Origin of the sequence: Marinovum algicola (genome assembly GCF_900109145.1) — a bacterium.
Classification (GTDB): Bacteria; Pseudomonadota; Alphaproteobacteria; order Rhodobacterales; family Rhodobacteraceae; genus Marinovum; species Marinovum algicola.
Genome location: NZ_FNYY01000003.1, coordinates 85,365 through 104,140, shown reverse-complemented (window position 1 = coordinate 104,140; position 18,776 = coordinate 85,365). Strand labels below are relative to the sequence as shown.

The window sequence follows — 18,776 nt, the reverse complement described above, 5'->3', positions numbered from 1 at the left end:
GCACCGGGCTCAGAACAGCGAGAGCTGGTCGCCGGCCTGCCCGGGGCGGGCAAAGAGATCGCAGCACAGCGGCGAAACCTTTCGGTCGAGGCCCAGCGCCCGCGCCTGGCGCCGGAAACGGGCGGCGATGATCTCGGCATAGGCGCCCTCGCCACGCATCCTGTGGCCCCAGCGGGCGTCGTAATCCTTGCCGCCGTGCATCTCGCGCAGCCGCGCCATGACGCGGGCGGCGCGGTCGGGGTAATGTTCGGCCAGCCAGGCCTGCCAGAGCGGCGAGACCTCGCGCGGCAGCCGCAGCATGATCCAGCTCGCCGCATCGGCGCCGGCCTCCGCCCCAGCCTCGAGGATGGCCTCGAGCTCGGGATCGGTGAGCGCGGGCACCACCGGCGAGACCATGAGCCGCACCGGGATGCCGGCCTCGGTCAGCCTTCGGATGGTGGCAAAGCGGCGCTTGGGCGCCGGCGCCCGCGGCTCCATCTTTCGCGACAGCGTGGCATCGAGCGATGTCACCGACAGGCCGACCCGCGCCAGGCCTTTCGCGGCCATCGGCGCCAGGATGTCGATGTCGCGCTCGACCAGCGTGCCCTTGGTGACGATCGCCACCGGATGATTGCAATCGGCCAAGACCCCGAGACAGGCGCGCATCAACCCGCGGTCACGCTCAAGCGGTTGATAAGGGTCGGTATTGGTGCCGATCGCCAGCGGCGCCACCTGATAGCGCGGCGCCCGCAACTCGCGCCGCAGCACCGCCGCCGCATTGGGCCGCGCCACCAACCGGGTCTCGAAATCCAGCCCGGGCGACAGGCCCAGATAGGCATGGCTGGGCCGGGCGAAACAATAGATGCAGCCGTGCTCGCATCCCCGATAGGGGTTGATCGACCGGTCGAAGGGCAGATCCGGCGACCGGTTGTAGGTGATCAGGCTGCGCGCCTGTTCCTCGCGCACCTCGGTGCGCAGCACCGGCAGATCCTCCTCGATCTCCCAGCCGTCATGCGTGCCCACCCACGCATGGCGCTCGAACCGCCCGGTCTGGTTGCGGCTGGCGCCGCGTCCGGGGCGCTGGCGCGGGTCGATCTCGCAAGGCAAATCATCCATGGCCGCAGATTAGAACGAACGCGGAACATTTGCAATTCGCCGCTACAGGCGCGCGCCGCGGCCGCGGCATGCGTCGGTGACAGGACCGTCGATGTCGCAATCCGCCAACTTGGCCTGCGGCAATCTGGCCATAGCTGGAAAAAACCGGGCCCATATGCCCAAGCAAGGGAATCACGCAATGTCTGACGAAGAAGACGACATCATCCTTTCCGAACTGGACGACGAAGAACTTGTCCAGCAGATGCATGACGATCTTTACGACGGTCTCAAGGAAGAGATCGAGGAAGGCGTGAACATCCTGCTGGAGCGCGGCTGGCAGCCTTACGAGGTGCTGACCACGGCTCTGGTCGGTGGCATGACGATTGTCGGCAAGGACTTTCGCGACGGGATTCTCTTTGTGCCAGAGGTACTTCTGGCCGCCAATGCGATGAAGGGCGGCATGGCCATCCTCAAGCCGCTGCTGGCCGAGACCGGCGCGCCGCGCATGGGCAAGATGGTGATCGGCACGGTCAAGGGTGACATCCACGACATCGGCAAGAACCTTGTATCGATGATGATGGAGGGCGCCGGCTTCGAGGTGGTCGATCTGGGCATCAACAACCCGGTCGAAAGCTACATCGAGGCGGCCAAGGCCGAGGGCGCCGACATCCTCGGCATGTCGGCCCTGCTGACCACGACGATGCCCTACATGAAGGTGGTGATCGACACGATGGTCGAAATGGGCATCCGCGACGATTACATCGTTCTGGTCGGCGGCGCGCCGCTGAACGAGGAGTTCGGCAAGGCGATCGGCGCCGATGCCTATTGCCGCGATGCCGCTGTCGCGGTGGAAACCGCCAAGTCGCTGGTCTCGCGCCGTCACAACCAGATGGCCGGGTGACCGCGCGGCCGCTCAATGACACGACCCTGACCGAGGCCGGCCTCGCGCCCCGCGGTCAGGGCCGCATCCTGCTGATCGCCTGCGGCGCCCTGGCGCGCGAGATCCTCGATCTGAAGGCGGTCAACGGCTGGGATCATCTCGATCTCGCCTGCCTGCCCGCCAAGCTGCACAACACGCCGGACAAGATCACCGATGCGGTGCGCGCCGCCGTCGCCAAACACCGGGCGCAGTATGACCGGCTTTTCGTGGTCTATGCCGATTGCGGCACCGGCGGCCAGTTGCAGGCGGCCTGCGAGGAGATGGGGGTCGAGATGGTGCCCGGCCCGCATTGCTACAGCTTCTTCGAGGGCAATGCCGCCTTTGCCGAACGCGAAGAATTCACCGCCTTCTACCTGACCGATTTCCTGGTGCGCCAGTTCGACGCCTTTGTCTGGCAGCCCCTGGGCCTCGACCGCCACCCCGAGCTGCTGAACATGTATTTCGGCAATTACGACAAGCTGGTGTATCAGGCCCAGACCGACGATCCGGTGCTGACCGAAAAGGCCCGCGCCTGTGCGGAACGGCTGGGTCTGGCCTTCGAGCGCCGGTTGACCGGGTATGGCGATCTGGCGACGACGTTGGGCGGAATTTCGCGGTAGGGCCTGGGCAGCGTGTTTTCAGGGCGTCATCCTCGGGCCTGACCCGAGGGAGACGGTGCAGAAATCGCCCCGGGGAAACGGTCCCCTCAGCGGTCCGCCAATCCATCCCGCAGTACGGAGAGCACCGCATCGCCGGGTACGTCCGTGGCCACGAAGGCCTCGCCGATGCCGCGCGCCAGAATGAACCGCAGCTCGCCGTCCACCACCTTTTTGTCCTGCCCCATCAGGTCGAGCAGCGCCTCGGCCGAGGGCAGGTCGCCAGGGATATCCTTGAGGTCGCATTTCATCCCCATCGCCTTGATATGCGCCCGCACCCGGCTCGGGTCTTCCTGCGCACAGAGCCCCAGCCGCGACGACAGCTCGAAGGCCAGCGCGCAGCCCACCGCCACGCCCTCGCCGTGCAACAGCCGGTCGGAATAGCCGGTCGCCGCCTCGAGCGCATGGCAAAAGGTATGCCCGAGGTTCAAAAGCGCCCGATCACCCTGCTCGGTTTCGTCGCGCACCACGATCTCGGCCTTCATCTCGCAAGAGCGGCGCACGGCGTGGATCCGCGCGCTCTCGTCGCCGGTCGCCAGAGCCGGGCCGTTCACTTCCAGCCAGTCGAAGAAATGCGGATCGCCGAGCAGCCCGTATTTCACCACCTCGCCATAACCGGCGAGGAAATCGCGCTCCGGCAGGCTGTGCAGCACATCGGTGTCGGCCAGCACCAACGACGGTTGGTGAAATGCGCCGATCAGGTTTTTGCCCTGCGGCGCATTGATCCCGGTCTTGCCGCCGACCGAACTGTCGACCTGCGCCAGCAGCGATGTCGGCACCTGGATGAACCGCACCCCCCGCCGCAGCACGGCCGCGGCAAAGCCGGCAAGATCGCCGATCACCCCGCCGCCGAGCGCCACCACCACATCGCGGCGCTCGATCTTCTGATCGAGCAGCCATTCCACCGCGCGGGAAAATTGTGGCCAGGCCTTGGTGCCCTCGCCCGGAGGCAGCGCCAACGCCACCATCTCGACGCCTTCGGCGGCAAGCCCGGCGCGCAGCGCTTCGAGATGCGCCGCCGCGACGTTCTCGTCGGTCAGCACCGCCACCCGGGGCCGCGCCAGGAACGGCAGGAACTCTTCGCCGGCGCGGGCCAGCAGCCCGCCCCCGATACGGATGTCATAGGCGCGGTCGCCAAGGGGCACATGGACCGTTTCGCGCATCACAGCTTCTCCAACACGTCGGGGCGCGCCTCGAGCTCTTCGATCACCCGGCGCGCCATCTGGTCGATCGAATAGGATTTATCGGCCGTCACATGCACCTCGGCCTTGGCATATTCCGGCACCCGCTTGTCAAATAGCGTTTTCAGCGTCGCGAAGGGATCGGCGGTGCGCAGCAACGGCCGGGTGTCCTTGTGCCGGACCCGGCTCCACAGCAGGTCGAGATCGGCATCAAGCCAGACCGCCACGCCCTTGTCGGCGATCATCTCGCGGTTGGTGCCCGACAGGAAAGCGCCGCCGCCGGTCGAGAGCACGCAGCGCTCGGTTTCCAGCAGCCGGCCGATCACCTCGGTCTCGCGGGCACGAAAGAACGGCTCGCCGTCGCGGGCAAAGATCTCGGCAATGCTCATATGCGCCGCCTCGACGATCTCGGCATCGGAGTCGAGGAAGGACACACCCAGCTTTTGCGCCAGGGCCCGGCCGACGGCCGTCTTGCCGGCCCCCATCATGCCGACCATCACTATGGTCTTCTTCACCTGCCACTGCATGATCTTGCCGATTTCGGTCTCAACTGCTCAAAAGTTTGTATCTTGGACGTGAATGACGTGAACTTGCAAAAAAGGCCAGATATAAGAGGAAAAAAACCACCCCAATGCGGGTATGATGAAGAGCAAGGCAGAGGCAGCACCCGATGGGCCGATTGATCAAATACCTCTTTTATCTGGCGGTTCTGGCAGGGATCGCGCTTGTGGGCTATGCCTACATCGGGCCGTTTTTCGGCGCCGATTTTTCGCCGCCCGCCGAAGAGATTCGCAAACCGGTGGTGCTTGATGCGGGCTGACGGCGCTTTTCTTGCCGTGCTGCTGCATGTCGCGATGGCCGCGCCGCTGGCCGCGCAGGATCCGCTGTCGGCGATCGACTGGCTCGACCAGCAGCCGCAGGAAGACACCGATTTCGGGCTGGTCCCCGATGCCGCCGCACTGGCACCGCAAAAGCAGGAGCCGCCGGTCACCCGGGACGCCAGCCGCCCCGAGGTCAGCGTTCGGCCGCTGGATGCGCCCAGCGTCGATGCGGTGGGCCTCCTGCCGCCGCATGTCACCGGCTTTCCGCAGACGCTCTGGCAGGCCAGCGACACCGCGCAGCTTGCCGATCTGCTGATCGCGCAGAACGTCGATGGCCAGCCGGCGATGCAATCGCTGCTTTTTGCGCTGCTGCTGGCCGAGGCGCTGCCGCCCGAGCCGGCCGACGGCGGCTTTCTGCTGGCGCGGATCGACCGGTTGATCGCCATGGGGGCGATTGCCCAGGCGGCCGAGTTGCTTGCGCTGACCGATGCCAAATCCGATCCGGCGCTGTTTGCCCGGGTGCTTGACCTGTCGTTGCTGGCCGGGCCCGGCGTCGCTGCCTGCGAAGTGCTCGCCGGGCAGCCGAATCTCGCCCCCGGCACCGATTACCGGGTCTATTGCCTGGCCCAGACCGGCAATTGGGATCTGGCGCTGACCACGCTGACCACGGCCGAGGCCCTGGGCGACATCCCCGCGACAAAGGTCAACCTCCTGCTCGGCTTTCTCGATCCCGAACTGGCCGGAGAGCTTGCCGTACCACCGCCCTCGCTGCGCATGAGCCCGCTGGAATACCGCCTGTACGAGGCGCTTGGCGAACCGGTGCCGACGCATACCCTGCCGCGCGCCTTCGCCAATGCCGACCTGCCCGGCGACAGCGGCTGGAAGGCGCAGATCGAGGCGGCGGAACGTCTGGTCCGCGCCGGCGCGATCTCCGAACAGCGGCTGTTCGCCTTCTATGTCGCCAACCAGCCCTCGGCCTCGGGCGGGGTCTGGGACCGGGCGGCGGCCGTGCAACGCTTCGAGCGGGCGCTGGACGGCGGCGACCCCGAAGAGATCGACAATGCGCTGCGCCAGGTCTGGACGGTGATGGCCGAAGTCGGGCTGTCGACGGCCTTTGCCAAGGCCTATGGCGCCCGGCTGGCCGAGGTCGACCTCGCCGGCACAGGGGCCAGCCTGCAAATGCAGGCGGCGCTGCTCTCGCCCGAATACGAACGTCTGTCGCGACGGCTCGAGCCGCGCGGCCTGAGCCAGGAATTCGCCGTGGCGCTGGCCCAGGGCACGCCGGAAGCGGCCACCGCCCCCGACCCCCACGCTCGTGCCATTGCCGAGGGCTTCGTCAATCCGCCGCCGCCGCATCTTCAGGCGCTGCTCAACGGCGGGCGTCTGGGCGAGGTGATCCTGCGCGCCATGTCGCTGGCCTATCAGGGCCATCTCGGTGATGACACGGCGCTCTCCGAGGCGCTGGCCACCTTCCGCGCCGTCGGACTCGAGGACACCGCCCGGCGCGCCGCGCTTCAGTCGCTGCTGCTGACCGCCGAGGGCTGACACCGATGGACGACGCCCATATATCCGCCTTTCTCGAAGCCCAAGCCGCCGAGCTTGGGGCCGCGCACAATACGCTTCTGGCTTATGGCCGCGACCTGCGCGATGTCGCCGACTGGCTCGCCGCCAAGGACCGGAGCTTCGAGACCGCCGCGCGCGCCGACATCGAAAACTATCTGGTGCATTGCGAGGCGCAGGGGCTGGCCCGCGCGACCCGGGCGCGCCGGCTCTCCGCGATCAAGCAGCTTTATCGCTTCGGCTTCGAGGAAGGCTGGCGGATGGACAACCCGGCGATCCAGATCGCCGGGCCCGGCAAGGAGAAGCGCCTGCCCAAGACGCTGTCGGTGGATGATGTCGAGCAGTTGTTGCAGGCCGCCGAGCGCCATGGCCGCACGGCCGCCGACCGCGCCCGCAACCTCTGCCTGATGCAGGTGCTTTATGCCACCGGCCTTCGGGTGACCGAGCTTGTCTCGCTGCCGGTGGCGGCAGTGCGCGGCGATCCGCGGCTGATCCTGGTGCGCGGCAAGGGCGGCAAGGAACGCATGGTGCCGCTGTCACCGCCGGCGCGCGAGGCGCTGACCGCCTGGCTGGCGATCCGCGATGCCGCCGAGGAGGAGGCGCGGCTCAAGGGCAAGCCCGCCTCGCCCTTCCTCTTTCCCTCGCGCGGCAAGGCCGGGCATCTGACGCGGCATTGGTTCTTCAATCTTATCAAGGCGCTGGCCGTCGAAGCTGGCCTGACGCCCGCGGATGTCACCCCGCATACCCTGCGCCATGCCTTTGCCACCCATCTGTTGCAGAACGGCGCCGATCTGCGGGCGATCCAGACGCTTCTGGGCCACGCCGATGTCGCCACCACCGAGATCTACACGCATGTGCTGGAAGAGCGCCTGCGCGAACTGGTGCTGGAGCATCATCCGCTGGCGCGCGAGTGAGATCACCCACCCACCCTGTCATCGCCTTGATCACCGGCCCGTTCCGCCGCATAACCCGGCGCAGTTCAAATGAAAGTCAGACGTAATGGACCCCTCGCCCAGCCTGCTTGACGGCGCCTTCTGGATCACCTCTGCGGCCATCCTGCTGCTCCTTGTCCTCTCCGGCTTCTTCTCCGGCTCGGAAACCGCGCTCACCGCCGCCTCGCGCGGCAAGCTGCGGGCACAGGCCGACAAGGGCAACCGCGGTGCCGACCGGGCGCTGACGATCACCGAAGACAACGAGCGGCTGATCGGTTCGGTGCTGCTGGGCAACAACCTGGTCAATATCCTGGCCACCTCGCTGGCCACGGCGCTGTTCACCCGGCTGTTCGGCGAAAGCGGCGTGGCGCTGGCCACGCTGATCATGACGCTGCTGGTGCTGATCTTTGCCGAGGTGCTGCCCAAGACCTTTGCCATCACCAATGCCGAACGCGCCGCAGCCTTCGTCGCCGCGCCGATCGCCCTTGTGATCCGCGTCTTCGCCCCGGTGGTCGGCGCCGTGCGCATCCTGGTGCGCGGCATTCTCAGCCTGTTCGGCGTCAAGACCGACCCCGACAGCCATATCCTTGCCGTGCGCGAGGAAATTGCCGGCGCGCTGCATCTGGGCCATTCCGAAGGCGTGGTGGAAAAGGAAGACCGCGACCGCATTCTGGGCGCACTCGATCTCTCGGAGCGCACGGTGGAAGAGATCATGCTGCACCGCTCCGGCATCGAGATGATCGACGCCGACACTCCGCCGCGCGAGATCCTGACGCAATGCCTGGAGAGCCGGCACACCCGGTTGCCGGTGTTCAAGAACGACCCCGAGAACATCATCGGCGTGATCCACGCCAAGGACCTGCTGCGCGCCATGAACAAGCTGGTGGATGGCAGCGAGGACCAGACCGGCGTGCTCGAAGCCTTTGACATCACCTCGATCGCGATGAAGCCCTATTTCGTGCCCGACACCACCTCGCTCGACGATCAGATGCGGCAGTTCCTGCGCCGCCGCACCCATTTTGCGCTGGTGGTCGATGAATATGGCTCGCTCGAGGGGTTGATCACGCTCGAGGACATTCTCGAAGAGATCGTCGGCGAGATCACCGACGAATTCGACCCCGACGCCGAACATTCGGTGCGTCGCGGCGAGGATGGCCACTACCATGTCGACGGCGCGATGACGATCCGCGACCTCAACCGCGCCACCGACTGGAACCTGCCCGACGAGGCCGCCAATACCGTCGCCGGGCTGGTCATCCACGAGGCCCAGATCATTCCGGCGGTGGGCCAGGTGTTTTCGTTTCACGGCTTTCGCTTCGAGGTGACCGGGCGCAAGGACAACCGCGTGACCCGGCTCAAGATCCGGCCACTGGCCTGACGGGGCGCCATCGCGGATCGGCCGCCCCGCGCCATGTCTCAGCTCCGCAGGCCGGTATATTTCCCCTTTCTTCACAACCATAAAGCAGCGTGAGCCCGCTCACATTCATCTTTTCTTATCTCTTGACCGATTGGCGTTTCAGCGGCACTCTGTTCGCGGGTCGAGGTGCACAATTTTTCAATGCCCGCCAAATCTTTAACCGAAACGGCGGCCTGCATGTCGCTACGCTTCGTCGCTATTGAGAGGATTTTTCATGTCGGAACCATTTCTTGGAGAGGTCAAGCTGGTGGGCTGGAACTTCGCGGCCCGCGGCTATGCGCTTTGCGATGGTCAGCTGCTGCCGATCTCTCAGAACACTGCGCTGTTTTCACTGCTCGGAACGATCTATGGCGGCGATGGCCGCACGACCTTTGCCCTGCCGGATCTGCGCGGCCGAATGGCCATGCACTTTGGCCGCGGTCCCGGTCTGAGCGACCGGCGGATCGGGCAAAGGGGCGGCAGCGAGACCAATACTCTGACCGTCAACCAGATGCCCAGCCACAACCACACCGCAAGCCTGCATGCCGAGCTGGGCGCACCCGACCAGTCCAATCCGCAGGACAACATGCTGGGTCTGTCCAATATCTATATCGCGCCAAACGCGGCGCCGAACCGGACAATGGCGTCTGAAACCATCGTGGTGAACAACAACGGCGGAAACCAGGCGATCAACAACATGCAGCCCTTTCTTGTGATGAACTATCAGATCGCCCTGGTCGGGCTTTTCCCGTCGCGCAACTGATGCGTTCCACAGGTATGCCCGCAGGAGAACACACATGAGTTCGGACACAGATATCAGCCGACGCGGCTTTGTGGCCACCCAGGTCGCCGGGGCCGCGGTTGTCGCCGCCTTGCCCGCGACCGGCGCCAGCGCCGCCACCGGCCTGCTGACAACGACAGAGTCCGCGCCGGCCGCCGGTCCGTTCAACTGGCTCAGCTCCGGTTCGGCCGAATTGAAGGCTCATATCGGTCGCCGTTTCCGGTTTCAGACCGAGGATGGCCGATCCGCCGTGCTGAAACTGGTGGCGGTGGAGCCGATAGACAGCGGACCGCATCGCCCCGCCGACCTGCCGCGCAGCAGCGGCGTCATCGCGGTCTTCGACGGGCACGACAAGGTGCCAATGGTCGAGGCCGGCAGCCAGACCTATCGGGTGTCGGCGCCGCGCATCGGCGCTGCCCGGCTGATGGCCGGACCGACCCGCAAGCGCGACGGCTCGGACGTGATCGAGATCGTCCTCAACTGATCCACCGTACGGGGCGCAGAGCACGCCCCGGCCCAAACCAACCGGACTTCAACATGCTCGACCGTCCCCGCGGACAGGTGGCTTTCCGCCTCATCCACGACACCGACCGTCCTTTTCTGGAATATCTCCATGCGACAACGCGCGCTTGGGAATTCGAATTGGTGACTTGGGAAGAGACGGAAAAGGCGCGTTTCCTGAAACAGCAATTCGAGGCGCAGGATCTGAGCTATCAGCGCAGCTTTCCCAAGGCCAACCGCCATATCATCACGCTCGATGGCGTGGATATCGGCCGGCTCTATCTCGACCGGCAGGACGACGTGCTTTACATCATCGAGTTCTCGTTGCTCCCGCAGTACCAAGGGCGCGGCATTGGCACGGACATCCTGCGCAGCCTGCTGAACGAGGCCCATGGCGGCAAGGTGCCGGTCCGGCTCAAGGTCGAGCGGCTCAATCCGGCGCAGCGGCTCTACCTGCGCCACGGCTTCGTGCAGACCGGCGTGGTCGGGCATCATCTGGCGCTGGAATGGCGGCCTCAGCTTGGCCCGCGGGAGGTCTGACCGTGGCTCAGTTGAAGACCGCCTCATACAGCATGCAGGTCCGGTCTTGCCGGAACGGCGAGAGAAAGAGCCTCAATACGCCAAGCTGCGGATGGCGGATTTCGAACATCTGGCTGTCGAGCTGCGGCTCGCGCGGCCCCTCAAAGGTCAGGGCGAAGGCCTGGCGCGGCGGCAGGATGCGTCCGTCGATCTCGACCTCGTTGTCGCGGATCGACGACCCCTCGAAACGCTTCACGTTGTCGAGCACAAGGCGCACCGGATCGGGACGCGAATCGACCGCGAAGATATCGCCTATAAGGGAATCGAAATCTTCCGGCGCGGCGGCGGCAATATCGATGGTCATGCGGCTCCCCTGTAGGCCCAATTCCTCGGGAATGGTAAAGAGTTACAGCAATAATGTGAATATTTACTTTGTCCTTGGGCGAGCAATCGCGTTTCGGATTGTCCACGTCGGATATTGCTCGACCGAAAGCTGCGGATCGCTTAACGTTTAGGTAACGATGTTTCACTAGTAGACTTAGAAAAAGGAATTCAACATGGCCACATATACCGGTGACGTACACTTTTACTTCAACGGCAATCTCAACGCTGCAAATTTTGACAATGAGACAATTGCCGACAACCTTCTAGATGCAGAATTCACAGCCGGCGAGATCGTCAACGACGGAACCGGAAACCTCTTTGGCGACGGGTTGGGAACCTATGTGGGTTCCATTGATATCGGCGGCACCCTTTACCCGATCTTCTCCGACGAAAATGCCGGCACGTTGGCAGATCCGGCGCTTTTCCTCGTGACCCCGACAGGTTTTTTCACCGCTGCGAATCTGCCGGCCGATCTCAGCTCGGCGACGACTGCGTCTACCACCGAATGCTTCCTCACCGGCACCCATATCGCCACCCCCGAGGGTGAAAGCCGGGTCGAGGAGCTGAATATCGGCGACGAGATCCTGACCGCCGGGGGCGAGGCCATCGCCATCAGGTGGATCGGCGTGCAGCGCGTCTATACTGCCTTCCGCCCGCCGGAACGCCTCCGCCCGGTCCGTGTCAGCGCCGGGGCGCTTGGCGATGGTTTGCCCAAGCGTGACCTGCGGCTGACCGCCGATCACGCGCTGGTGGTGGACGGGCTGCTGATCAACGCGGGCGCGCTGGTCAATGGTGCCAGTATCGACTGGGCCTCGGCCGAGGAGATGGGCGAATTCTACACCGTCTATCACATCGAGACCGAAAACCACGAAGTGATCCTGGCCGAGGGCACCCCGGCCGAGACCTACATCGATTATATCGGTCGCAGCCATTTCCACAATTATTCGGAATATGTGGCGCTGTACGGCGAAGAACGCACCATCGCCGAAATGGACAGGCCGCGGATTTCCACCCCGCGTCTGGTTCCGGCGGCGATCCGCGCCAGATTGGCCGCTGACAAGGCGGCCTGAGCCCGACTGAACGACCTCACCGGTGTGGCAGACCCCGGCTCCGCCTCTTTCGGTGGAGCCGGGGTTTTCCGTCGGGCAGGCCCCGCTTTTGCGCCCCGACCAGGCGGCCCTTCCCCCTCTGCGCTTGTCACCCGGCGAATGGCGCGCGATAGGGGGCACAGTCCTGTCACCCATACCCGGATCCTGCCCGATGTTGCGAAGCGGCCCCTTGCTGATGACGGTCTCGATGGCGCTCTTTGCGGTCGAGGACATGTTTCTGAAATCCGCCATGCAGGAGATCAGCGTCGGGCTGGCGCTCAGCGCCTTCGGACTGGGCGGGATGAGCGTCTTTCTGATCTGGGCGCGCCTGCGTGGCCAGCGGCTGTTTCACCCGGCGATTGTCACCCGCCCGCTGTTGCTGCGGTCTACGTCCGAGGTGCTGGGGCGGCTGTTTTATACCCTGGCCTTCGCTCTCGCCCCGTTGTCGCTGGTGTCGGCCATCCTCCAGGCGACGCCGCTGGTGGTGGCGCTTGGCGCGGTGGTGTTCTTTGGCGAGGTGGTCGGCTGGCGCCGCTGGCTGGCCATCGCCCTGGGCTTTGTCGGCGTGCTGATGATCCTGCGGCCGGGGACCGAGGCCTTTGCCGCCACCAGCATCTTTGCGGTGCTGGGCATGCTGGGCTTTGCCGGGCGTGATCTGGCGACGCGGGCCAGCCCGCCGTCGATGTCGAATGTGCAGCTCGGGGTCTACGGTTTCCTGATGCTGGTGATCGCCGGTCTGATCATGATCGCGGTGACCGGCCCCGGGCCGCTGCCGGGGCCACGGGCGTCGGTCGAGCTTGGGCTTGCGGTGGCGGTCGGCGTGCTGGCCTATACCAGCCTGACCGCGGCGATGCGGGTCGGCGAAGTCTCGATCACCGTGCCCTTCCGCTACACCCGGCTGCTCTTTGCCATGATCCTCGGCATTGCGGTCTTTGGCGAACGACCCGACCTGATGACCTGGGCGGGCAGCGCGGTGATCGTGGCAAGCGGGCTTTATACCATCTACCGAAGCCAGCGCGGCGCCGTGTCGCTGGCGAAAAAACCTGTCTGATCGGCGCCCGCGCCCCCTTAACATCCCGGCCCGTGCGCCCTATATTCAGCCTTGTCCTTCGGGACTATGGACATAAACGCGCTCGTAATAAGCGGATCGGACCCGGGGGCGGTACCCGGCGGCTCCACCAACCATCCTTCGTTTGGGGATCATGGGGCCGAAACAGGATCGACGAACGTCTAAAGGGGTTAGCTTTGTCCCGGTGAGTTACCACCGTTATCGGTACAACTAAGCTAGTTGCAAACGACAACAAAGCTCCGGTGGCAATGGCTGCGTAAGCAGTCGGATCTACCGAAATCTTAAGTCCTAGGGCCTAGCAGCTTTAGGCGGGGTTCGCAGGTACCTGGCAACAGAAACCTGCATTCCTCTCTTCATCTGCATCGGCCCCAATCCTCTCGGTTCCGGAGGTGATCCGGCAATCCTGTTCAAGCATTGAAGGATTGGCGGTCCCGGATCATGGCGATGACGACGAACACCGGCTTCGGGGCGACGGTCACGCCAGCGCCAGGTAGGATCCACCGCGCCGAGCCACGCACCACAGCCCGACTGCCGGCGATCTCGCATCGCACACCACCCGGCGCCGGGCGCCGCCCGGCGACCGGCTCACCTCATGCCCTGGCCTTCTTCTTTTTCTTCTCCGCCACGACCTTCTCGGCCAGATCGCGGGCGATGGCAAAGGCGCCCTTGATCTTGTCGGCGTCACTTTTCCAGTCGCGGCGGACGACGATCTTGTTGTCCTTCACCTTGGCCAGCCCCTTCTGATCCTTGATGAATTCCACCAAACCCTGCGGCGAGGCGAACTTGTCGTTGTGGAACTGGATCGTCGCGCCCTTGGGCCCGCCGTCGAGCTTGGCAATGCCGGCGCGTTTGCACATCGCCTTGATCCGCACCACCAGCAGCAGGGTGTTGACCTCCTTCGGCAGCTTGCCGAAACGGTCGATCAGCTCGGCGGCAAACCCCTCCAGCTCGACCTTCGTCGTCAGCTCGGACAGCCGGCGGTACAGCCCCAGCCGCACATCGAGATCGGGCACATAGTCCTCGGGGATCAGCACCGGAACGCCGAGGTTGATCTGCGGTGCCCATTGATCGTCGGCCTCGGTCAGCCCCTCCATTTCGCCCGCACGGATCTTGGCAATCGCCTCCTCCAGCATCGACTGATACAGCTCGTAGCCCACGTCGCGCATCTGTCCCGATTGCTCCTCGCCCAGAAGGTTGCCGGCGCCGCGAATATCGAGATCCTGTGACGCCAGGGTAAAGCCGGCACCTAGGGTATCGAGCGAGCCCAGCACCCGCAGTCGCTTTTCGGCGGTGGCGGTCAGCCTGGCACGGGGTTTTGTCGTCAGATAGGCATAGGCCCGTGTCTTCGACCGCCCTACCCGGCCACGGATCTGATAGAGTTGCGACAGGCCGAACATGTCCGCACGGTGCACCACCATGGTGTTGGCGGTCGGGATATCGAGACCACTTTCGACAATCGTCGTCGCCAGCAGCACGTCGTATTTGCCGTCATAAAAGGCGTTCATCTTGTCGTCGAGCTCGCCTGCCGGCATCTGCCCATGCGCCACCACGTAAGAGACCTCGGGCACCTGATCCTTGAGAAACTGCTCGATCTCGCCCAGATCGCTGACCCGCGGCACCACATAGAAGCTCTGGCCGCCGCGATAATGTTCACGCAAGAGCGCCTCGCGGATGGTCACCGCGTCGAACTCGCTGACATAGGTGCGGATCGCCAGCCGGTCGACCGGCGGCGTGCCGATGATCGAGAGATCGCGTACGCCGGAGAGCGACAATTGCAGGGTGCGCGGGATCGGCGTCGCGGTCAGGGTCAGCACGTGGATATCGGTGCGCAGCTGCTTCAGCCGCTCCTTGTGCGAGACGCCGAAATGCTGCTCTTCGTCGATGATCAGCAGCCCGAGGTTCTGAAACCGGATGCCCTTGGCCAAAAGCGCATGGGTGCCGATGACGATATCCGCCGTGCCTTTGGAAATGCCCTCGCGGGTGAGCGCCGCATCGCGCGCCGAGACGAAGCGCGACAGCGGCCGGACATTGACCGGGAAGCCACGGAAGCGCTCGGCAAAGCTCTTGTAATGCTGCCGTGCCAGCAGCGTCGTCGGCGCGATCACCGCCACTTGCATGCCCGACATGGCGGCCACGAAAGCGGCGCGCATCGCCACCTCGGTTTTGCCAAAGCCCACGTCGCCGCAGATCAGCCGGTCCATCGGCTGGCCGGAATGCATGTCGTCCATCACGTCGGAAATGGCGCGCAGCTGGTCGTCGGTCTCCTCGTAGGGGAAGCGCGCCGAGAAATCCTCGTAGGCGCCATGCGGCGGGTCCATCACCGGCGCCTTGCGCAGCGCACGCTCGGCCGCGACGCGGATCAGCCGGTCGGCCATCTCGCGGATGCGTTCCTTGAGCTTGGCCTTCTTGGCCTGCCAGGCGCCGCCGCCCAGCTTGTCGAGCAGACCGGCCTCATGGCCGTATTTCGACAAAAGCTCGATGTTTTCAACCGGCAGATAGAGCTTGGAGGCCTCGGCATATTCCAGCGCCAGGCATTCATGCGCGGCGCCGGCGGCGGTGATCACCTCGAGCCCGAGATAGCGGCCGATGCCGTGATCGACATGCACCACCAGATCGCCGGGGCTGAGCGATTGCGTTTCGGTCAGGAAGTTCTCGGCCCGGCGCTTTTTCTTCGGTGCACGGATCAGCCTGTCGCCCAGCACATCCTGCTCGGACACGACGGTGATCCGGGCTTCTCCCCCCGTCTTGCCGCCGCCCCAAGGCCCTTCAAACCCGTGCTCCAGCGCCCAGACTGCTAGATGCAGCCCGTGCCGGCCGATGCTGCGGGCATCCTTGACCAAGATCGTCTCGGCCAGCCCCTCATCCTCGATCAGGCCGGAAAGCCGCTCGCGCGCGCCCTCGGAATAGGAGGCGACCACCACCGGACCAAGCTCAAGTTTTGCCTTTATATGATCCGCCAATGCGCCGAAAAGGCTAATGTTTTCCTGCTGCCGCTCGGGCGCGAAATTGCGCCCGATACGGCCACCGGCATCCGAGACGCCGGGGCCCGAGGCCTGGGCCAGCGGATGGAACTGCAACACCCGGCGGCCGGAGGTGGCGGCCTGCCAGGCGGCATCGTCGAGATACAGCGTCTCGGGGGGCGCGGGTTTGTAGACCGTGTCCATCCGCGATTTGCTCGCCATCGCGATCTTGCGGGTCTCGTATTGATCCTCGATCATCTCCCAGCGGGCCAGCCGCGAGGGGGTGACCTGATCGTCCTGGGTGATGGTGGCCTCGGGCAGATAGTCGAACAGCGTCTCGAGCCGCTCGTGAAAAAAGCCCAGCCAGTGCTCGGCGCCCTGGTGCTTGCGGCCGGCGCTGATCGCCTCGTACAGCGGATCGTCGGAACCGGCGGCGCCGAATTCGATGCGGTAATTCTGCCGGAAGCGGGTGATCGCCGCCTCGTCGAGGATGACCTCGGAGACCGGCGCCAGCTCGACCATGTCGAGCTTTTCGGTGGTGCGCTGGCTGACCGGGTCGAAGCGGCGTGCGCCGTCCAGCGTATCGCCAAAGAGGTCGAGCCGTACCGGGCCGCCTTCTCCGGGCGGATAGATGTCGATGATGCCGCCGCGCACCGCGTAATCGCCAGGCTCCATCACCGTCGGCGCCTGAACGAAGCCCATCCGCACCAGGAAGGCGCGCAGCGCCTTTTCGTCGATCCGGTGGCCGACCCGGGCGGTAAAGGCCGCCTCGCGCAAAACCTCGCGGGCCGGGATCTTCTGCGTCGCCGCCGACAGGGTGGTCAGCAGCACGAATTGCTGCGGCATGCCATGTACCAGCCCGGCCAGCGTCGCCATCCGCGCGGCCGAGATATCGGCATGGGGCGAGACCCGGTCATACGGCAGGCAATCCCAGGCCGGAAAGGTCAGCACCGGCATCTCTGGCGCAAAGAAGCCGAGCGCCGCCTGCATCGCCGCCAGCCGCTTGTCATCGCGGGCGACATGCAGCACCGGGCCGCCGCTTCTGGCGGCCTCGTCGAGGATCAACCGGGCGTCAAAGCCTTCCGGCGCGCCACCGATGATGCGGGTCTGAAGGTCTGGCATGGCGTCTCACTTGCGGCAGCGGAAGGATCGGGTCAATGGCGCGGCTCAGAGTCCCAGAACCTGAACCGAGAAATTCTGGTACATGCCCCACATGGCGGTGACAAAGATCGACAGCACGCCGATCACCTGGACATAGAACCGGTGGCGGATCAGCCGGCGTTGCAGCGCCTCGCCATGCAGGCCCATGTCATTGATCCGGCGCGAGGTCGAAAGGCTGAGAAGGCCGACGAGGCTCATCGGAAAGAGCAGCAAAAAGACCGCCTGGGCGAATTCAACCCAGTAGAAAAAGCCCAGCACCGCCAGCCCGCTGAGCAGAAAGCAGATCAGGCCCAGCAGCCAAATGCCCGCCACCCGGCCGATATAGAGCAGCCGCGAGGTGTTGATCCGCACCAGTTCCTCGAGATCGCCCTGCGCCTGGCCGCCGTACTTGCGGGCGTGGGTGACCATGTCGAACGGCACGCCGATCACCCAGTGACTCGCCGTCGACCACATCACCGCCAGCGCGATCCAGAACCAGAGATTCGAGAAGGACCGCATGTCGATATGTTCAAGAATGACGAGTTGCAGATCGGTCACCGCGTGTTCCCCTGAGGCATCTCGGGCCTCCTTACCGCAAGCTCCGGGCATTGCCCAGAGGCCGCCGCCGCGGCGGCCTGCGGGTGCGCTTCGGGCTGGACTTGGCGCAACAGGCTTGGCAGGTACGGGAGAGAATTTCGGAGAACGCCATGCCCCTCGCCCCCTTTCCCGACGCCCGCTTCCGCCGCACCCGCAAATCCGCCGCGCTGCGTGATCTGGTGCGCGAAAACACCCTGACGCCCGGCGATTTCATCTGGCCGATCTTCCTGCGCGATGGCGAGGGGATCGAAGAGCCAGTGCCCTCGATGCCCGGCGTGGTGCGGCGCTCGGTCGACCTGGTGGCGCAGGCGGCGCGCGAGGCCCATGCCCTGGGCATTCCGGCGATCTGCCTCTTTCCCTATACCGACCCGAGCCTCAAGACCGAGGATTGCGCCGAGGCCTGGAACCCCGAGAACCTGTCGAACCGCGCCACGCGGGCGATCAAGGCGGCGGTGCCGGAAATGGTGGTGATGACCGATGTGGCGCTCGACCCCTACAACATCAACGGCCACGACGGCTTTGTGGTCGATGGCGAGGTGGTAAACGACGCCACCGTCGGCGCGCTGGTGAAACAGGCGCTGAGCCAGGCCGAGGCCGGGGCCGACATCATCGGCCCGTCGGACATGATGGATGGCCGCATCGGCGCGATCCGTGGCGCCCTGGAAGCCGGCGGCTTTCCCAACGTGGCCCTGCTCAGCTATTCGGCGAAATATGCCAGTGCCTTTTACGGCCCGTTCCGCGATGCGGTGGGCGCCTCCGGCGCGCTCAAGGGTGACAAGAAGACCTATCAGATGGACCCGGCCAATTCCGACGAGGCGCTGCGGCTGGTGGACCGCGATCTGAGCGAGGGCGCCGACATGGTGATGATCAAGCCGGGGATGCCCTATCTCGACATCTGCCGCCGGGTGAAAGACCGCTTCGGCGCGCCGACCTATGCCTACCAGGTCTCGGGGGAATACGCGATGATCCAGGGCGCCGCGCAAAACGGCTGGATCGACGGCGAACAGGCGATGATGGAGAGCCTGATGGGCTTCAAACGCGCCGGATGCGACGGGGTGCTGACCTATTTCGCGCCGGCGGCGGCGCGGCTTCTCAACGGCTGAGCCGCTCCCGCGCCGGCGCGGCTTTGCCACAATCCCGGCGCCGGGTTTTCGCGGCGTGACACCCCGGGCCAAAGCGCCTATACTGCGCGCGACCG

18 protein-coding genes and 1 other RNA gene are annotated in these 18,776 nt (G+C 65.1%); 13 read left to right on the top strand and 6 right to left on the bottom strand.

Going from position 1 to position 18,776, the window contains the following annotated elements:
• Positions 1–9: 9 nt before the first annotated feature.
• Complete coding sequence (locus BMW90_RS05965) at positions 10–1,095, bottom strand: PA0069 family radical SAM protein (protein WP_074835563.1); 1,086 nt, start codon at positions 1,093–1,095, stop codon at positions 10–12.
• A gap of 178 nt (positions 1,096–1,273) precedes the next feature.
• Between BMW90_RS05965 and BMW90_RS05960 the strand changes: the two genes are divergently transcribed.
• Positions 1,274–1,975 (top strand): corrinoid protein, encoded by a 702-nt coding sequence (locus BMW90_RS05960; RefSeq protein WP_048531506.1) that lies wholly within the window; start codon positions 1,274–1,276, stop codon positions 1,973–1,975.
• Entirely contained in the window at positions 1,972–2,613 is a 642-nt protein-coding gene (locus BMW90_RS05955; RefSeq protein WP_074835562.1) for a DUF1638 domain-containing protein, read from the top strand. The genes BMW90_RS05960 and BMW90_RS05955 overlap by 4 nt, the downstream gene beginning before the upstream one ends.
• An 86-nt stretch (positions 2,614–2,699) precedes the next feature.
• Here BMW90_RS05955 and aroB read toward each other — a convergent pair whose 3' ends face one another.
• The gene (aroB, locus tag BMW90_RS05950) at positions 2,700–3,812 is read right to left on the bottom strand and encodes a 3-dehydroquinate synthase (protein WP_074835560.1); all 1,113 of its coding nucleotides are present in this window, start codon (positions 3,810–3,812) and stop codon (positions 2,700–2,702) included.
• Positions 3,812–4,357, bottom strand: coding sequence for a shikimate kinase (locus tag BMW90_RS05945; protein WP_048531500.1), 546 nt, complete (start codon positions 4,355–4,357; stop codon positions 3,812–3,814). Before BMW90_RS05945 ends, aroB begins: the two co-directional genes overlap by 1 nt.
• A gap of 143 nt (positions 4,358–4,500) precedes the next feature.
• Between BMW90_RS05945 and BMW90_RS26640 the strand changes: the two genes are divergently transcribed.
• The 7 genes from BMW90_RS26640 (at position 4,501) to BMW90_RS05915 (ending at position 10,361) form a co-directional block, all read left to right on the top strand.
• Positions 4,501–4,650, top strand: coding sequence for a hypothetical protein (locus BMW90_RS26640; RefSeq protein WP_170850513.1), 150 nt, complete (start codon positions 4,501–4,503; stop codon positions 4,648–4,650).
• On the top strand, positions 4,640–6,196 hold the full coding sequence (locus tag BMW90_RS05940) for a hypothetical protein (RefSeq protein ID WP_074835559.1): 1,557 nt from the start codon (positions 4,640–4,642) through the stop codon (positions 6,194–6,196). Before BMW90_RS26640 ends, BMW90_RS05940 begins: the two co-directional genes overlap by 11 nt.
• A 5-nt stretch (positions 6,197–6,201) precedes the next feature.
• Positions 6,202–7,125 (top strand): site-specific tyrosine recombinase XerD, encoded by a 924-nt coding sequence (locus BMW90_RS05935; protein ID WP_074835557.1) that lies wholly within the window; start codon positions 6,202–6,204, stop codon positions 7,123–7,125.
• 85 nt (positions 7,126–7,210) lie between these two features.
• The gene (locus BMW90_RS05930; RefSeq protein ID WP_048531494.1) at positions 7,211–8,521 is read left to right on the top strand and encodes an HlyC/CorC family transporter; all 1,311 of its coding nucleotides are present in this window, start codon (positions 7,211–7,213) and stop codon (positions 8,519–8,521) included.
• Between the two features lie 253 nt (positions 8,522–8,774).
• On the top strand, positions 8,775–9,302 hold the full coding sequence (locus BMW90_RS05925) for a phage tail protein (protein WP_074835555.1): 528 nt from the start codon (positions 8,775–8,777) through the stop codon (positions 9,300–9,302).
• Positions 9,303–9,336: 34 nt separating this feature from the next.
• Positions 9,337–9,804, top strand: a complete 468-nt coding sequence (locus BMW90_RS05920; protein WP_074835554.1) for a hypothetical protein — start codon at positions 9,337–9,339, stop codon at positions 9,802–9,804.
• 53 nt (positions 9,805–9,857) lie between these two features.
• Positions 9,858–10,361: a GNAT family N-acetyltransferase gene (locus tag BMW90_RS05915; protein ID WP_074835552.1), complete on the top strand. Its 504-nt coding sequence runs from the start codon at positions 9,858–9,860 to the stop codon at positions 10,359–10,361.
• A gap of 7 nt (positions 10,362–10,368) precedes the next feature.
• Here the strand turns inward: BMW90_RS05915 and BMW90_RS05910 are convergent, their stop codons facing one another.
• Positions 10,369–10,704 carry a DUF6916 family protein gene (locus BMW90_RS05910; RefSeq protein WP_048531487.1) on the bottom strand — a complete coding sequence of 112 codons (336 nt, stop codon included), beginning with the start codon at positions 10,702–10,704 and terminating at the stop codon, positions 10,369–10,371.
• 193 nt (positions 10,705–10,897) lie between these two features.
• Between BMW90_RS05910 and BMW90_RS05905 the strand changes: the two genes are divergently transcribed.
• The 3 genes from BMW90_RS05905 (at position 10,898) to ssrA (ending at position 13,227) form a co-directional block, all read left to right on the top strand.
• A complete protein-coding gene (locus BMW90_RS05905) occupies positions 10,898–11,794 on the top strand; it encodes a Hint domain-containing protein (RefSeq protein ID WP_074835551.1) in 897 nt (298 codons plus the stop codon).
• Positions 11,795–11,984: 190 nt separating this feature from the next.
• Positions 11,985–12,863 carry a DMT family transporter gene (locus BMW90_RS05900; protein ID WP_048531483.1) on the top strand — a complete coding sequence of 293 codons (879 nt, stop codon included), beginning with the start codon at positions 11,985–11,987 and terminating at the stop codon, positions 12,861–12,863.
• Positions 12,864–12,876: 13 nt separating this feature from the next.
• Positions 12,877–13,227, top strand: a transfer-messenger RNA (tmRNA) gene (gene ssrA, locus BMW90_RS05895).
• Positions 13,228–13,471: 244 nt separating this feature from the next.
• On the opposite strand, the gene mfd is transcribed toward ssrA, so the two are convergent.
• Together mfd and BMW90_RS05885 are read right to left on the bottom strand one after the other, a co-directional pair.
• A complete protein-coding gene (gene mfd / locus BMW90_RS05890; protein ID WP_074835549.1) occupies positions 13,472–16,963 on the bottom strand; it encodes a transcription-repair coupling factor in 3,492 nt (1,163 codons plus the stop codon).
• A 45-nt stretch (positions 16,964–17,008) separates the two neighbouring features.
• Positions 17,009–17,500, bottom strand: a complete 492-nt coding sequence (locus tag BMW90_RS05885; protein ID WP_139211247.1) for a component of SufBCD complex — start codon at positions 17,498–17,500, stop codon at positions 17,009–17,011.
• 188 nt (positions 17,501–17,688) lie between these two features.
• Here BMW90_RS05885 and hemB point away from each other — a divergent pair, with 188 nt between their 5' ends.
• Entirely contained in the window at positions 17,689–18,681 is a 993-nt protein-coding gene (hemB, locus tag BMW90_RS05880) for a porphobilinogen synthase (protein WP_074835546.1), read from the top strand.
• The last annotated feature ends 95 nt before the right edge of the window (positions 18,682–18,776 follow it).

What these genes read in the sequence shown, in the direction of transcription:
- BMW90_RS05965 (WP_074835563.1), bottom strand. Translation starts at nt 1,095, where the DNA reads ATGGATGATTTGCCTTGCGAGATCGACCCGCGCCAGCGCCCCGGACGC.
- BMW90_RS05960 (WP_048531506.1), top strand. Translation starts at nt 1,274, where the DNA reads ATGTCTGACGAAGAAGACGACATCATCCTTTCCGAACTGGACGACGAA.
- aroB (WP_074835560.1), bottom strand. Translation starts at nt 3,812, where the DNA reads ATGCGCGAAACGGTCCATGTGCCCCTTGGCGACCGCGCCTATGACATC.
- BMW90_RS05945 (WP_048531500.1), bottom strand. Translation starts at nt 4,357, where the DNA reads ATGCAGTGGCAGGTGAAGAAGACCATAGTGATGGTCGGCATGATGGGG.
- BMW90_RS26640 (WP_170850513.1), top strand. Translation starts at nt 4,501, where the DNA reads ATGGGCCGATTGATCAAATACCTCTTTTATCTGGCGGTTCTGGCAGGG.
- BMW90_RS05940 (WP_074835559.1), top strand. Translation starts at nt 4,640, where the DNA reads ATGCGGGCTGACGGCGCTTTTCTTGCCGTGCTGCTGCATGTCGCGATG.
- BMW90_RS05935 (WP_074835557.1), top strand. Translation starts at nt 6,202, where the DNA reads ATGGACGACGCCCATATATCCGCCTTTCTCGAAGCCCAAGCCGCCGAG.
- BMW90_RS05930 (WP_048531494.1), top strand. Translation starts at nt 7,211, where the DNA reads ATGGACCCCTCGCCCAGCCTGCTTGACGGCGCCTTCTGGATCACCTCT.
- BMW90_RS05925 (WP_074835555.1), top strand. Translation starts at nt 8,775, where the DNA reads ATGTCGGAACCATTTCTTGGAGAGGTCAAGCTGGTGGGCTGGAACTTC.
- BMW90_RS05920 (WP_074835554.1), top strand. Translation starts at nt 9,337, where the DNA reads ATGAGTTCGGACACAGATATCAGCCGACGCGGCTTTGTGGCCACCCAG.
- BMW90_RS05915 (WP_074835552.1), top strand. Translation starts at nt 9,858, where the DNA reads ATGCTCGACCGTCCCCGCGGACAGGTGGCTTTCCGCCTCATCCACGAC.
- BMW90_RS05910 (WP_048531487.1), bottom strand. Translation starts at nt 10,704, where the DNA reads ATGACCATCGATATTGCCGCCGCCGCGCCGGAAGATTTCGATTCCCTT.
- BMW90_RS05905 (WP_074835551.1), top strand. Translation starts at nt 10,898, where the DNA reads ATGGCCACATATACCGGTGACGTACACTTTTACTTCAACGGCAATCTC.
- BMW90_RS05900 (WP_048531483.1), top strand. Translation starts at nt 11,985, where the DNA reads ATGTTGCGAAGCGGCCCCTTGCTGATGACGGTCTCGATGGCGCTCTTT.
- mfd (WP_074835549.1), bottom strand. Translation starts at nt 16,963, where the DNA reads ATGCCAGACCTTCAGACCCGCATCATCGGTGGCGCGCCGGAAGGCTTT.
- BMW90_RS05885 (WP_139211247.1), bottom strand. Translation starts at nt 17,500, where the DNA reads ATGCGGTCCTTCTCGAATCTCTGGTTCTGGATCGCGCTGGCGGTGATG.
- hemB (WP_074835546.1), top strand. Translation starts at nt 17,689, where the DNA reads ATGCCCCTCGCCCCCTTTCCCGACGCCCGCTTCCGCCGCACCCGCAAA.